Source organism: Sphingomonas elodea ATCC 31461 (assembly GCF_000226955.1).
In the GTDB taxonomy this organism is placed as follows: Bacteria; Pseudomonadota; Alphaproteobacteria; order Sphingomonadales; family Sphingomonadaceae; genus Sphingomonas; species Sphingomonas elodea.
This window is the reverse complement of the sequence record NZ_AGFU01000104.1, coordinates 1-12,798: the sequence shown is the minus strand read 5'-3', so window position 1 is coordinate 12,798 and position 12,798 is coordinate 1. Positions and strand designations below refer to the sequence as shown.

Sequence of the window (12,798 nt, the reverse complement as noted above, 5' to 3'; positions counted from 1 at the left end):
GCGCGGCTTCGTGCACGTCGAGCGCGTAGGGCAGGGCGCGTGCGGGGCGAATGCCCGGTTCCTGTGCCGGAGCGGCGCCCGTCGCGATGGGCGCACGCGGCTCGGGCTGGTGCTGCAGTGCCGCCGCGCGGGCGGCGACCGGCCGGGGATCCGGCAGGGCGGCGGGCACGGGCCGGTTCGGGCTGCGGAAGTCGAAGGCGCTGGTGAGATCGCCGCACACCGCACGTCTCCAGGCGGAGATATTGGGCTCGGCCACGCCGAACCGCGCTTCCAGAAAGCGGAGGATGGAGGTGTGGTCGAACAGCTGCGAATTCACCCAGCCGCCGCGGCTCCAGGGGGAGACGATATAGCAAGGCACCCGCGGACCCAGGCCATAGGGACGCCCGATCAGGTTCGAGCGTTCGGCGGCGGCATCGGCGACGCTGGCGATGCGGTGATACTCGTCGCCTGCGCCGATCTGCGAGGTGCCGGCCAGCCCGCCGGGCGCGGCCGGATCAGGAGACGGCGGGGCGGGCGGCGGCACATGATCGAAAAACCCGTCATTCTCGTCGAAATTGACGATCAGCACGGTGCGTGCCCATACCGCCGGGTTCGAGGTCAGGGCGTCGATCACCGCGGCGGTATAGGCGGCGCCCTGGGCAGGGCTGGAGGGGGAGGGATGCTCGCTGCCCTTCGCATCGGCAATGATCCACGACACCTGCGGCAATCGCCCGGCAAGCACGTCCGCGCGCAGCCGATCAAGGCCATGCGTGGTCAGCGCTCGCTCGTGCAGCGGCGATCCCGGCCGGGCCTGGCGATAGGCGGCGAAGCCGACCAGGGGATTGTCGGTGAAATTGTCCGCCATGTCCTGGTAGATACGCCAGTCGATCCCGGCTGCCTGGAGGCGCTCGGGATAGGTGGTCCAGCGATAGGAGTCCGGATAGCCGCCCTTCTCGGGCAGTTCGTCATGCGAATTGCCGATCGCCGGGCCGCCCAGCGTGCCGGCAGGATCGTTGGTGCCGGTCCACAGGAACAGTCGGTTGGTATTGGTGCCGGTGTGCACCGCGCAGTGATAGGCGTCGCAAAGCGTGAACTGTTCGGCCAGCGCGAACTGGAAGGCGAGGTCGTCGCGGGCGTAATGGCCCATCGCCCGATCGGTCTTGGCCGCGGCCCAGCCGGCCATCCGTCCCTGATCCCAGGCGGCCTGCGCGTCCGGCCAGCTGTGCGGCGTGCCGGCGACCCGCATCAGCGCGAACTGTTCCCGCGTCGCCAGGTGGAAGGGCGCGACCAGCCTTCCGTCCTCGGCCTCCTGCGCCCAGACGGTCCGTCCGCCCGGCAGCGGCAGCGCAAGCGGATCCCCGAAGCCGCGCACCCCGCGCATCGTGCCGAAATAATGATCGAAGCTGCGGTTCTCCTGCATCAGGATGACGACATGGGCGACGTCCGCAATCGTTCCGCTGCGCACGTCGGCGGGGATCGCCGCCGCCCGGGCGATCGCGGCAGGGAGCGTCGCGGCGGCTGCTGCCCCGAGGCCGCGCTTCAGCACGCCCCGCCGTGTCGTTCTGCCCGTCATGTCCATCACCAACCCCGTCCTGTCTCGACGCCCCGGCGGGTGCCGAACGTGCGTGACGGGTTGATGACGGGGCCGGCAGGCGGTGCAGCGATATCGCCGGGCCCGGCGACGTTAGCGCAAGGGGGCGGTACCCGCCGGCACATGGGCCGTGCCGATCGCGCCCCGCTGGCCCGTGGCGCGCGCGCTTGCACCTTTGTGCTTCAGGCGGATCACCCCGCCGCGCCATTCGAGCACATTGTCGCGACGCATCGATTGCAGCGTGCGGTTGACGTGTACGCTGGTCAGCCCGAGGGCATCGGCAAGCGTTTCCTGGGTAAGCGGCATGGCGAAGCTGTCCGGCCCGGCCCGGCCCGCCAGCATCAGTCGTTCGTGCATCTCGAACAGCCAGTCGTGGATGCGCTCATAGGCGCTCATTCGGCCCAGCCGGGCGATCTGGCGCATGAGATTGGCTTCATCGAGCGCCGCGCTGACCGCATAGGCCTCGCGCAGCCCCTCATCTTCCGCGGCGGGCGCAGGGCACAGTATTGTATCGCACAGGGCGGTGATCGTGCTGACGGCAACCGGCTGAAAGGTACGCGGCTCCTGGATAACGTCGCCGGGGAGGAGAAAGCTGAGGATCTGCCGACGCCCGTCGCTGAACAGCTTCACTCGGCCGAGCCAGCCGTCGAGGACGATCAGCGAGCCGCCGGTGCGTTGACCGGCATGGAAGAGGTCACGTGAGGCCGCGAGGCGGTGCGGGATTTCTGATGCCAGCCGGAGCGCGCGGCGCTCGTCCTCGCTCAGCGAGGCGAAGGCGCCGAGACGGCTGATGGGGGCCGCCCCCACATGGGGAGGATGGTTCAGCATAATCTGCGGCCAACGCCCCGACACGACCGGGGTTCACAATAATCATCTTAACAAGGATCAATGCCTACAAGCAGGATAGGGGGTCATTGCGGAAAATTGTACGTTTCCGGTAAGTAATCTGAGGTTGATCGCCCGGCTGAAATAGTGAGGGGGTTCCAACTCCATTGGCGATTGAACAAGTCCATTTCGGACCGATTTGGCGAGGTGAAGGATCGAAGTGCCGGTTTTGCGCCACGAGAATTCGACGTCATCGACGCTCTGTCGCCACCAAATTCGCAGCGCCTGCTCGTGCGTCGCGGCACCCCGCACGCCGAACTTGGTCGAATTGGTCGCAAGTTCCTGCAGCGGCAGGCGACCAGCATCGCAGCGGGCGTGTGGAAGCGACAGGCGGGACCATCGACCCGAAAGCCCGCCGCGTCGCCGAAGTGAGGGGTGCGCAGCGTCTCCTGAACCAGCAGCTCACGGTCGACCGAAGGTGCACGCGGGCTGCCGGGGGGACGGCGAGCAGGGTTTCATACCGGCCGCGGCGCTGCGCCTCGGCCTCGCGTGCGTCAAACCAGAATGGTTTTCGATCTACTGCGCAGAGCTGTCGATTGGGTTGAGGCTTTTCATCCCGCACCACTCCTGCTGCAGACGGGTTCCTCGCCCCGGGTGCCGCGTCCCGGGGGGCATGCGGCAGGGTGGGACGCGACGGTACGGACTTAGCTCGCTTTCCGGCACAGGAAATTACGGCAATAGGGTCAGGGAGGATGCAACCGTTCGCGGCGGCCAGCCGATCATTCCGCGGATTCCTCCCGCCACGCCCGCGCGGCGACCGGCCCAGCCATGACGCGGCCGAACCATGCGCAGGTCTGCGCCAGCCGTTCGGCGGGCGGCACGCGCGGCGTGCGATCGATGTCCGTCGTGCGGCGGCGTGGGTCGGCGACGAGTAGCGGATGATACGCAATAGCAGACGTTGTGTCGGTTAGCGCTGCTACGCTCTTTGTCACGTGTCTGCCGTGATTTTATAGGTTTTGCAGAATGTTACTGGCTTCACACAGATGATATCGCTATTTATTAGCGGAACTGAGCATTCTACGAGATCCGATATCTAGTGGGAGTTTCGGGTTCCGATGCCGTCGCCGTAAAGGGTCCGCGGCTTGCCCGACAAGGCCTGCGCGATCAGGTTCGAGAGCGCCCGGCCATCATCCACCTGCATCCGGTTCGTCGGTGTTGAAAATACGCGCCACGTGGACTTCGGCACGGGCGGTGCGGCAAAGGTCACAGGCGAGCGCCTCGGCGGCACGTTTGTCCTCATCCTGGCAGGCGCGCGGGCCGGTACAGCTGACCCAGCCGCGATAGTCCTCGCGCCGCGGGTGCATTTCGGGATCGCCATGTGTTTCCGAGGTGGAGGCGAGCAGAAACGGTGCGCCGGCCCGGGATGCCAGCTGCAGCCTAGGGCTAGTTGTAACCATACCGGTTATAATCATGTGCTGGGGATGGACCTGATAGTGCGGTGGCATGACAGCGCACGCGCAATTGTAGATCTGCTTGAAGCGATGCGCCCGGTCCCGAATGGTCACGGGAAGTTCCCCGATGATGTCGCCGCGGACGAACTCGAAGCCCGTACGGCCCTCCAGCGCGTTCAGATTGGAACGATTCGAGGTCTGGAGATTGTCCAGGCACACCCCCTGTTCGCCACGGTCGTGCAGTTCCGCGCAGAGGCGGGAGCCGATCAGGCCGCGCCGCCCGCCACCAGGATCGGGGTCTTTTCGTCGTTGTTCCGCGCAGGCGGGCGGATCGAGGGGGTGGTGCCGATATGCTGAGCATTTCGCCCGCTCGGCGGAGGTGCTGGACCGGATCAACGGGCGGTAGACCCATCACCTCTTCCTGTTCTTCCGATCCCCGCACGCGGGAGGGGAGGGGCGGCTAGCATCTGTCGAACCCGAGCTAACCCACTTCAGCGCAATAAAATTTGCAACCAGCGCCCCTGCCGGTGGTTTCCCTAGGCACTTCCTCCCCAAGTGCAGGAGACTGGATCATGGCCGCCCCGCCGAACGATCCCGAGGTGCGCGAAGAGCAGCGCGACCCCGGCTCGACCGAGACCAACCCCGCCGCCACGTCCACCCCGGCTCCCGCCGAGGGTGATGACGACCTTCCCCCGAAACTGCCCGGCTCGCCGCAGGGCTGACCGCGAACGGAGGCTTTATGGCCGATACGATGAACCGCGCGTCGCAGGACGATGCGCCGCTGAGTACTGCCAACAACGAACGCGAGGCGATGGATCGGGCGACCGACAGCCTGATCGTCCGGCGCGGCGACAAGCTGGTCGCCCGCGCGGTGACGATCAATAGCCCGCGCGACGAATGCTACGCCTTCTGGCGCGATTTCAGTAACCTGCCGCCGATCCTCGACAATGTCGTGCGCATCGAGGTGCTCGATCGCGAACGTAGCCACTGGGTGGTGAAATCGCCCGGTGGCGGCCTGGTCGAATGGGATTCGCGCATCACCGAGGACCGCGAGGGCGAACTGATCGCCTGGGCGTCCGAGGAGGGCGCCGACATTCCCAACAGCGGCCGCATCGAGTTCCGCGACGCCGGCAATCGCGGCACCGTGGTGGTGGCCACGATCAACTACGACCAACCATTCGGAACGTTCGGCCGCGTCCTTTCCCGCATCTTCCAGCGCGAGCCGAAGATGCAGGCGCAGCGCGACCTGCGGCGCTTCAAGCAACGCATGGAAACCGGCGAGATCGCAACCTCGTCGCGCACCCGGCAACAGCTCGAGGAGGAGCGGAACTGATGCGCGCACTCACCTGGCACGGCAAGCATGACGTTCGCGTCGATACGGTGGACGATCCCGAGATCCTCAACCCGCGCGATGCGATCATCGAGATCACCTCGACCGCGATCTGCGGATCGGACCTCCACCTCTATGACGGCTTTATCCCGACGATGATGGCGGGCGACATCCTCGGCCATGAATTCATGGGCGAGGTGGTCGAGGTCGGCGCCGGCTCGACGCTCAAGAAGGGACAGCGTGTGGTGGTGCCGTTCACCATCTCGTGCGGCTCCTGCTATCATTGCGGCAAGCATCAATATTCCGCCTGCGAGAACGGATTGCCCGCGGACAACCAGGACATCGCACAGGAAATGTACGGCCAGCCCATGTCGGGGCTGTTCGGCTACAGCCACATGACCGGCGGCTATGCGGGCGGACAGGCGGAATATGTCCGCGTGCCGTTCAGCGATGTCGGCCCGATCGTCATTCCCGACGGCATCGAGGACGACAAGGTGCTGTTCCTATCCGACATCCTGCCCACCGGCTGGATGGCAGCGGAAAATGCCGAGATCGAGCCGGGTGACACCGTTGCGGTGTGGGGCTGCGGCCCGGTGGGGCTATTCGCGGTGCAATCGGCCTTCCTGATGGGCGCCGAGCGCGTCATCGCGATCGACCATTTCCCGCGTCGTCTCGAACTCGCCCGTCGCTTCGGTGCGGAGACGATCAACTTCGAGGAAACGGATACGGCGGCGGCGCTGTTCGAGATGACGGGCGGCATCGGCCCGGATGCCGTGATCGACAGCGTCGGCCTGGAGGCGCACGGCTTCTTCGTCGACAACGTGCTCGACCAGATCAAGAAGTCGACCTTTCTCGGCACCGATCGCATCCATTCGATCCGCCAGGCGATCCTCGCCTGCCGCAAGGGCGGGCGCGTCTCGATGCCGGCCGTCTATGGCGGCTTCGTCGACAAATTCCCGCTCGGCGCGCTGATGGAGAAGGGGCTGACGCTCAAGACGGGGCAGACGCATGTCCAGCATTACATGCCGGCGCTGCTGAATGCGATCCTGGAAGAGAAGATCGATACGACCTTCCTGATCAGCCACATTCTGCCGCTGGAGCAGGCGCCGCAGGGCTACAAGATGTTCCACGACAACCAGAATGAGGTGACCAAGGTCGTGCTGAAGCCCGGCATGGCGCTGGCGGCCGAATAAGGAGGCACGAAACATGGCGAATAAATTTGCGATCGTGACCGGTGCCTCGAGCGGCATCGGCCTGGAGCTGGCACGGCTCGCGGCGCGCGACGGCTATGACCTGCTGGTGGTGGGCGACACCCCGCTGGTCGATGCCGCGGCGGCGCTGAAGGGCGAGGGTGTCGACGTGCAGTCGGTCGAGACCGACCTCTCGACCGTCGAGGGCGTCGACCGACTGCTGTCGGCCGCCGGCGGGCGCCGGGTGGATCTGCTCTGCGCCAATGCCGGGCATGGCCTGGGCGGGGGCTTTCTGGATCAGGATGTCTCCGAGTGGCGGCATGTGATCGACACCAACGTGACCGGCACCGTCTATCTGCTCCAGAAGGTGCTGCGCCAGATGCGTGACGCGGGGGAGGGCAAGGTGCTGATCACCGGTTCGATCGCTGGCTGGATCCCGGGCAGTTTCCAGGCGGTCTATAACGGCACCAAGGCGTTCGTGGACAATTTCGCCGCGGCGATCCGCAACGAGCTGAAGGATGTGAAGGGCATCACCATCACTACCCTGCTGCCGGGGCCGGTGGAGACGGCGTTCTTCGAACGCGCCGGCATGATGGACACCAAGGTCGGGCAGAGCGAGAGCAAGTCCGACCCTGCGGACGTTGCCAAGGATGGCTGGACCGCCTTGATGAAGGGCACGGACAACATCGTGTCCGGCATCTCGAACAAGTTGCAGGTGGCGGGTGCGGGCGTGCTCCCGCAGTCGGTTACCGCCGAGCAGCACCGCAAGATCGCGGAGCCCGGCAGCGGCGCGTGACCAGCAAGCATCCCCTTCCCGCACGGGGAAAGGGGATGCTCGCCTTCAAAGAGCGCGGAACCGGAAATCCCGGAACCGTGCCTCGCCATCGCCGGCTGCGTAGAGCGCGGGCCGCAGCATCAGGAAGCCGCCGCGCACATTGTGGTGGTAGCCCGATACTTCCATCCCCCGATCGAACCGCTTCCACGTCGCGCCGCCATCGCCGCTGGTGTGGAAGGAGACGATGTGCCGATCGTTGGTCACCCGGATGCGCATTCGCCGCCCGTGCGGATTGGCCGGGCGGCCGCGCTCCATCCCATATTGGTGGGTGACGAAGCGCTTTTCGTCGAAACCCAGCCCGCAATAGAGCTTGTCGTCGTAGAAGAGCAGCAGCCCCGCGGTGGTGCCGGTGCCGAGTTCCACGTCGCATTCGAACTGATAGGCCGGATCCCCTGCGATCAGCATGAGCGGGGAAGAATCGCTCGGCGCGGTGCCGCGGGCCTTCAGCACGAGCGCGCCCCCCGCCGCTTGCGCGCGGCGCGCCTCGTCGGGCGCCGGGCGGAAGAAGTTCCACTTGCTGCCAAGCTCGAGACGGTCGAATTCGTCCGACAGGCGCTGGCCATGGGGCAAGGCCGTGCCGCCGCGTGGCTTTGGCAAGGGGCGGGACAGGTCGCCGCCCTTCATCCGGAACCAGCCATCGGCGGTCCATTCGATCGGATCGAGCAGTGCCTGCCTGCCCAGCGTGAGAAAGCCGTTCTCATAGCCATGATAGACCGACCACCAACTGCCGTCCGGGGCTTCGATCAGCGAGGCGTGACCGCGCGACCACCATTTCTCCGCGCCGCTCACCGTGCGGACCAGCGGATTGGCCGGGCAATTCTCCCACGGGCCATGGATCGAGCGCGATCGCGCGGCGATCACCATATGACCCGTCGGCGGGCCTGCCGTGCCGCCGACTGCGGTAATCATGTAGAACCAGCCGCCATGACGGTGGATCTTGGGCCCCTCCGGCGAGAAGCCCTCCACCACCCAGTCCTCGGGATAGCGCCAGGGATCGTAGACATGCTCGACCGGCCCCGTGACCGAGAGCCCGTCGGGCGCGAGTCGCACCCGGTCCCCGCCGGAGAGGAACAGCCAGCGCGACCCGTCCTCGCCGACGGCGTGGCAGGGGTCGATATGGGCGTGGAGGCCCAGCGGCACGGGATCGCTCCAGGGACCGTCGATATGGTCGGCGGTCAGCACATGGATGTCGTTCGGCTTCGCCTTCACCGGCACGTACAGGAAGTATCTTCCGTCATGCTTGTCCAGGCTGACCGCCCAGACCGAGCCGATATTGCGAGTGAGCGCTGCCTTGCGGGGGCGCCAGTTCACCAGGTCGCGCGAGTGCCAGATGGTCAGCCCCGGATAGGAATCGAAGCTGGAGAAGGTCATGTAATAGTCGCCGCCGTCCTTCAGGATCGCGGGATCGGGCCGGTCGCCGGATAGCAGCGGATTGAGAAAGCGGCCGTCGCCAATATCGGCGATGCGCTGGTTGTCGACGCCGCGCCGCCAGTCCGCGACCGGGAGGGAGGGGGCGGGGCGGGCCTGCGCGTCCGCGCTGCCCAGGCGGCCCGCCATCCATCCCGCCATCGCCGCGCCAAACGCGCCTCGCCGGCTGATCCGCATCGTCCTCTCCTGCCTTCCTTTTGACACCGGTAACAACGCTATGGTCTCATCGGGAGCCATGCAAGTCGAGCGATTGGCAATCGGCGATGTTGCTGCCATGGGGCGAGGAAACAGGGGAGGAAAAGGTCATGCGGCTGCGGTCGCTTCTGTTCGTGCCCGGCGATCGGCCGGAACGTTTCGCCAAGGCGGCGGCAAGCGGCGCCGACGCGCTGATCCTCGATCTGGAAGATTCGGTCGTGGCGGAGCGCAAGGGCTTCGCCCGCTCGGCGATCATCGAGTGGCTGGCCGACACCCCCGAGACGCCCTGCTTCGTCCGGGTCAATCCGCTCGGCACCGCCGCGATCCCCGAGGATCTGGCCGCCGTCGCCGCCTGTCGCCCGGCCGGACTGGTGCTGCCCAAAGCCGATGGGGCGAGCGCCGTCCGCACGCTGGTCGCCATGGTCGCGCAAGCAGGCGCGGCCTGCCCGCCGATCCTGCCGATCGCGACGGAGACGCCGGCTGCGCTGTTCCAGCTGGGCAGCTATGGCGACGTCGCGCCGCATCTCGCAGGCCTTACCTGGGGGGCGGAGGATCTGCCGGCGGCGATCGGTGCCGCCAGCGCGCGCGAGCCCGACGGCAGCTACACCGCGCCTTTCGCGATGGTGCGGTCGCTGGCGCTGTTCGCCGCCCATGCCGCGGGGGTGGCCGCGATCGAGACCGTCTATCCCGACATCGCCGACGCCGAGGGGCTGGCAGGCTATGTCGCCCGCGGTCGCCGCGACGGATTTACGGGCATGCTGGCGATCCACCCGGCGCAGATCGAGGCGATCAACCAGGGATTCACGCCCAGCGCCGCCGAGCTTGCCGCCGCACAGGCGATCGTGGACGCCTTCGCCGCCAATCCCGACGCCGGGGCGCTGAAGCTGGACGGGCGGATGATCGATCGCCCGCATCTGGAACAGGCCCAACGTCTGCTCGCGCGGGCGCAATAGGAGGGCCCGCCCTGCGGCGGCGGATGACGAAGGCTCGCAGCTAACCGTCCGCAGCGTCGGTCCGCCGTACGACCGCATCACGCTGAACGGCCATCAGCTCGCCCCGGGCGCGCTTGCCGTGGTCGGCGGCCACCGCGGTGCCGGCGGTTGAGGGCAGGGCGGCTTTGCGCCATGGTCGCCCGCACGCCGGGCCGGTTGCCCGGCCAATTGGATGATGTTCGAATGACGAGACCGGTCGCGCTGGACGATGTGCTCCACCAGGACCTTCGCGTCGCCTTCCGCCATGGTGCGGACTTCGGCGATGCCGCCAACCAGATCCTGATCTTTCCCACCGAATTCGAGGCCGTGCAACGCGAGTTCCCGATCCTGTTCCGCGATGTGCCGGAAGAGGGGCTGCAGGCGGTGGCACTCACCGGGCTCGACCGCGACGAGAACCTGTTCTTCGACGGCACGCACTGGACCAGCCGCTACATCCCTGCGCTCCAGGAGCGCGGGCCGTTTTCGATCGGCATTGCCGGGGACGGTGCCGAGCCCGAGGAAGGGCCGACCGTGCATATCGATCTCGACGATCCGCGGGTCGGCACGGACGCGGGCGAGCCGCTGTTCCTGCCGCAGGGCGGGGCGAGCCGCTATCTGGAGCATGTCTCCCGCGTGCTGAGCCGGATCCATGCCGGCATGGGCGCGGCGGCACCGGCCTATGCGCTGTTCCAGGAACTCGGTCTGCTGGAGGCCAATGTCATCGAGGTGACGCTGCATGACGAGCAGCGCTATCGCATCGACGGCTTCCAGATGCTGTCGCGCGAGCGTCTGGAGACGCTGGACCTCGGGTCGGTCGAGCGGCTGCACCGGGCCAACCTGCTCGGGCTCGCGCACCTCGTCGCGTCCTCGCTCGGCAATATCAGCACGCTGATCGAGCGCAAGAAGGCGGGCGCGGCACGATGAACGCGCTGGCCGGCACAGCCCCTGCCGTGCGGGTGGTGGAGGGCGTCGCGCCCGATGCCATCCCGTTCGGGCAACTGCTGGCCGGGCAGGTGCCGGTGATCCTGAAGGGCGTGGCCGCGCACTGGCCGTTGGTGCAGGCGGGGCAGCATTCGGCCGACGCCGCGATGGACCTGCTGTAGCGGTTCGACGCAGGTCGCCCGGTGGTGACGTTCACCGGCGCGCCGGAGATCCAGGGGCGGTTCTTCTATGACGAGCGCGTCACCGGCCTGAACTTCACCAGGCGCCGCGAGCCGCAGATCACGCTGCTCCACGCGCTGCTCAGCCTGCGCGATCGGCCTGCGTCCGAGAAGGCGGCGTGGCGGGCGGTGTTCGACTATTATGTGTTCGGCGATGCGGTGCGGCCTGCCGTCCATCTGCCCGAAGCAGCGCACGGTCCGCTGGCGCCGATCGATGCGATGCAGACACGGCGGCTGCGGGCGCAGCTGCTGCACCGGCTCAACCGCTAGAACCGCTTCGTGCGCCAGATGGCCACGGGGACAGGGGCCGTTAACAAAAATCGTTAAACGGAGATGAATCCACGATAATGTGCAGGAACCCGCCCTGCCGCCGCAAGGTTCGTGCGGTGCCGGGATGCGGATCGCGTGCGTGTATCCGCTGCCGGCCTGTACCACCTTGTTCAGGAGGATTTCGCGGATGATTAAAGGCGCTCTTGGCGCAGTAGCCCTGGTTGCGGGCCTGTCGCTTACTCCCGTCGCGGCTTCGGCCGCCCCGATCCTTGGCGGCGCGACCGCCGTCGATCTCACCGCTACCAGCACCTTCCAGTCGCTCGGCTACACGCTGTCGACCTATGGTACCGCCAGCTCGTTCCTGCTCGGCAACGACATCGTCGCCACCTTCCTCGCGACGGGTGGTACCCGCAATGACTCGACCGGCGCGCTGCTCGTCGAACACAATGGTTCGGGCCTGAACTTCATGTCGGGCGCCAACATGCTCAGCATCGGCGACTTCGTGGTCGATACCGCCAACAACGTCGTGCGCGGCTCCGCGACCGCCAACGGCACCGGCCTCGGCACGGTCTCGCTGTTCAACCTCGGCGCCAACTCGACGCTGACGCTGACCAACGAGGCGGCCGCCGCCTTCACCTCGACGCTGGGTGCCCCGAATCTCGCCGGTGCCACGATCGGTACCGCGCAGGTGAACGTGGTGTTCGGCCCGAGCGGCGTGCCGGAACCGGCCAGCTGGGGCCTGATGATCGCAGGCTTCGGCTTTGCCGGTGCCGCCCTGCGCCGCCGGTCGCAGGCGACCCGTCTCGCCGCCGCCTGAGCGCCGGCTCCGAAACATGGAAACGGCCGGGAGATCGCTCTCCCGGCCGTTTTCTGTTGTGCAGTGAAGGCGCGAGATCAGAAACTCGCCCATTCGCCGGCATCGGCACTGGCCATCGCCGCGACCGGCAGCGGCTTCACCGGCGAGACATAGCCGGTGCCGCGCACGGCGACAGCAGGGCGCGCGGGCGGCGTGCGCGGTGCCCGCATCCCGCCGACCTGGAACTTGCCGGCCTGATCGCTGAGGTTCGTGACCTCAGCATGAAGGTTGCGCGCCGCGGCCGAGGTCTGCTCGACCATCGCCGCGTTCTGCTGGGTGCTCTGGTCCATGGTCTGCACCGCGCTGGCGATCTGCGAGATTGCCGATGCCTGGGCCTGGTTGTCGGTCGCCATTGTCGTCACCAGTTGGTGAACTTCGCTGGTCGCACCCGAGATGGTGCCGAGCGCGCCTTCGACCTGCTGCACCGTCTGCACCGCTTCGACGATGTCCTTTTGGGTGGCGCTGAGCTGGTCGCGTGCACGGCTGGCTTCCTCCTCGGAGCGCATCGCCAGCTGAGAGACAAGGTCGGCGACCACGGCGAAGCCGCGGCCTGCCTCGCCGGCGCGGCCTGCCTCGACGGCGGCGTTCATCGCGAGGACGCGCGTCTGGAAGGCGATCTTGTCCAGGCCTTCGATCACGCTGTCGATGCCCTTGGCGCCATCGGCGACGCGGTTCATCGCCTGCACCGCCGTATCGGTGATGGTGCGGCCGTCCTCG

At 67.2% G+C, this 12,798-nt stretch carries 15 protein-coding genes; 10 read left to right on the top strand and 5 right to left on the bottom strand.

Annotation, left to right across the window (positions count from 1 at the left end; translation table 11 throughout):
- Together KK7_RS0119070 and KK7_RS0119065 are read right to left on the bottom strand one after the other, a co-directional pair.
- Positions 1-1,552: phosphocholine-specific phospholipase C (locus tag KK7_RS0119070; protein ID WP_040599367.1), on the bottom strand; the 1,552-nt coding region annotated here is incomplete at its 3' end.
- Between the two features lie 111 nt (positions 1,553-1,663).
- Entirely contained in the window at positions 1,664-2,398 is a 735-nt protein-coding gene (locus KK7_RS0119065) for a Crp/Fnr family transcriptional regulator (protein WP_010546235.1), read from the bottom strand.
- A gap of 171 nt (positions 2,399-2,569) precedes the next feature.
- On the opposite strand from KK7_RS0119065, the gene KK7_RS22730 reads away from it, so the two are divergent.
- Positions 2,570-2,827 carry a hypothetical protein gene (locus KK7_RS22730; protein WP_138984002.1) on the top strand — a complete coding sequence of 86 codons (258 nt, stop codon included), beginning with the start codon at positions 2,570-2,572 and terminating at the stop codon, positions 2,825-2,827.
- A 755-nt stretch (positions 2,828-3,582) separates the two neighbouring features.
- Here KK7_RS22730 and KK7_RS22140 read toward each other — a convergent pair.
- Positions 3,583-4,242, bottom strand: coding sequence for an NAD-dependent epimerase/dehydratase family protein (locus KK7_RS22140; protein ID WP_083836146.1), 660 nt, complete (start codon positions 4,240-4,242; stop codon positions 3,583-3,585).
- A gap of 176 nt (positions 4,243-4,418) precedes the next feature.
- Here KK7_RS22140 and KK7_RS23065 point away from each other — a divergent pair, with 176 nt between their 5' ends.
- From KK7_RS23065 to KK7_RS0119035, 4 genes are read left to right on the top strand one after another with little or no spacing between them, the layout of a single operon-like run.
- Positions 4,419-4,568 carry a hypothetical protein gene (locus tag KK7_RS23065; protein ID WP_158000039.1) on the top strand — a complete coding sequence of 50 codons (150 nt, stop codon included), beginning with the start codon at positions 4,419-4,421 and terminating at the stop codon, positions 4,566-4,568.
- A 17-nt stretch (positions 4,569-4,585) separates the two neighbouring features.
- The gene (locus KK7_RS0119045) at positions 4,586-5,179 is read left to right on the top strand and encodes an SRPBCC family protein (RefSeq protein WP_010546232.1); all 594 of its coding nucleotides are present in this window, start codon (positions 4,586-4,588) and stop codon (positions 5,177-5,179) included.
- Positions 5,179-6,369 carry a zinc-dependent alcohol dehydrogenase gene (locus KK7_RS0119040; RefSeq protein ID WP_010546231.1) on the top strand — a complete coding sequence of 397 codons (1,191 nt, stop codon included), beginning with the start codon at positions 5,179-5,181 and terminating at the stop codon, positions 6,367-6,369. Before KK7_RS0119045 ends, KK7_RS0119040 begins: the two co-directional genes overlap by 1 nt.
- Before the next feature lie 13 nt (positions 6,370-6,382).
- On the top strand, positions 6,383-7,162 hold the full coding sequence (locus tag KK7_RS0119035) for an SDR family NAD(P)-dependent oxidoreductase (protein ID WP_010546230.1): 780 nt from the start codon (positions 6,383-6,385) through the stop codon (positions 7,160-7,162).
- 45 nt (positions 7,163-7,207) lie between these two features.
- Here KK7_RS0119035 and KK7_RS0119030 read toward each other — a convergent pair whose 3' ends face one another.
- Complete coding sequence (locus KK7_RS0119030; RefSeq protein WP_010546229.1) at positions 7,208-8,806, bottom strand: family 43 glycosylhydrolase; 1,599 nt, start codon at positions 8,804-8,806, stop codon at positions 7,208-7,210.
- A gap of 128 nt (positions 8,807-8,934) precedes the next feature.
- Between KK7_RS0119030 and KK7_RS0119025 the strand changes: the two genes are divergently transcribed.
- From KK7_RS0119025 to KK7_RS23280, 5 genes are all read left to right on the top strand, one after another.
- Positions 8,935-9,777, top strand: a complete 843-nt coding sequence (locus KK7_RS0119025; RefSeq protein ID WP_010546228.1) for an HpcH/HpaI aldolase/citrate lyase family protein — start codon at positions 8,935-8,937, stop codon at positions 9,775-9,777.
- 222 nt (positions 9,778-9,999) lie between these two features.
- On the top strand, positions 10,000-10,719 hold the full coding sequence (locus KK7_RS0119020; RefSeq protein ID WP_010546227.1) for a SapC family protein: 720 nt from the start codon (positions 10,000-10,002) through the stop codon (positions 10,717-10,719).
- Positions 10,716-10,898 (top strand): transcription factor jumonji jmjc domain-containing protein, encoded by a 183-nt coding sequence (locus KK7_RS23705; RefSeq protein WP_010546226.1) that lies wholly within the window; start codon positions 10,716-10,718, stop codon positions 10,896-10,898. The genes KK7_RS0119020 and KK7_RS23705 overlap by 4 nt, the downstream gene beginning before the upstream one ends.
- Before the next feature lie 21 nt (positions 10,899-10,919).
- Positions 10,920-11,225, top strand: a complete 306-nt coding sequence (locus KK7_RS23700; protein ID WP_010546225.1) for a hypothetical protein — start codon at positions 10,920-10,922, stop codon at positions 11,223-11,225.
- Between the two features lie 187 nt (positions 11,226-11,412).
- A complete protein-coding gene (locus KK7_RS23280) occupies positions 11,413-12,042 on the top strand; it encodes a PEPxxWA-CTERM sorting domain-containing protein (RefSeq protein ID WP_010546224.1) in 630 nt (209 codons plus the stop codon).
- Positions 12,043-12,119: 77 nt separating this feature from the next.
- Here KK7_RS23280 and KK7_RS21275 read toward each other — a convergent pair.
- The coding region (locus tag KK7_RS21275; protein ID WP_010546223.1) for a methyl-accepting chemotaxis protein at positions 12,120-12,798 on the bottom strand (679 nt) is incomplete at its 5' end.

Bases quoted from the DNA above. Each gene is read 5' to 3' on its own strand.
- KK7_RS0119065 (WP_010546235.1), bottom strand. From the start codon at position 2,398: ATGCTGAACCATCCTCCCCATGTGGGGGCGGCCCCCATCAGCCGTCTC.
- KK7_RS23065 (WP_158000039.1), top strand. From the start codon at position 4,419: ATGGCCGCCCCGCCGAACGATCCCGAGGTGCGCGAAGAGCAGCGCGAC.
- KK7_RS0119045 (WP_010546232.1), top strand. From the start codon at position 4,586: ATGGCCGATACGATGAACCGCGCGTCGCAGGACGATGCGCCGCTGAGT.
- KK7_RS0119040 (WP_010546231.1), top strand. From the start codon at position 5,179: ATGCGCGCACTCACCTGGCACGGCAAGCATGACGTTCGCGTCGATACG.
- KK7_RS0119035 (WP_010546230.1), top strand. From the start codon at position 6,383: ATGGCGAATAAATTTGCGATCGTGACCGGTGCCTCGAGCGGCATCGGC.
- KK7_RS0119030 (WP_010546229.1), bottom strand. From the start codon at position 8,806: ATGCGGATCAGCCGGCGAGGCGCGTTTGGCGCGGCGATGGCGGGATGG.
- KK7_RS0119025 (WP_010546228.1), top strand. From the start codon at position 8,935: ATGCGGCTGCGGTCGCTTCTGTTCGTGCCCGGCGATCGGCCGGAACGT.
- KK7_RS0119020 (WP_010546227.1), top strand. From the start codon at position 10,000: ATGACGAGACCGGTCGCGCTGGACGATGTGCTCCACCAGGACCTTCGC.
- KK7_RS23705 (WP_010546226.1), top strand. From the start codon at position 10,716: ATGAACGCGCTGGCCGGCACAGCCCCTGCCGTGCGGGTGGTGGAGGGC.
- KK7_RS23280 (WP_010546224.1), top strand. From the start codon at position 11,413: ATGATTAAAGGCGCTCTTGGCGCAGTAGCCCTGGTTGCGGGCCTGTCG.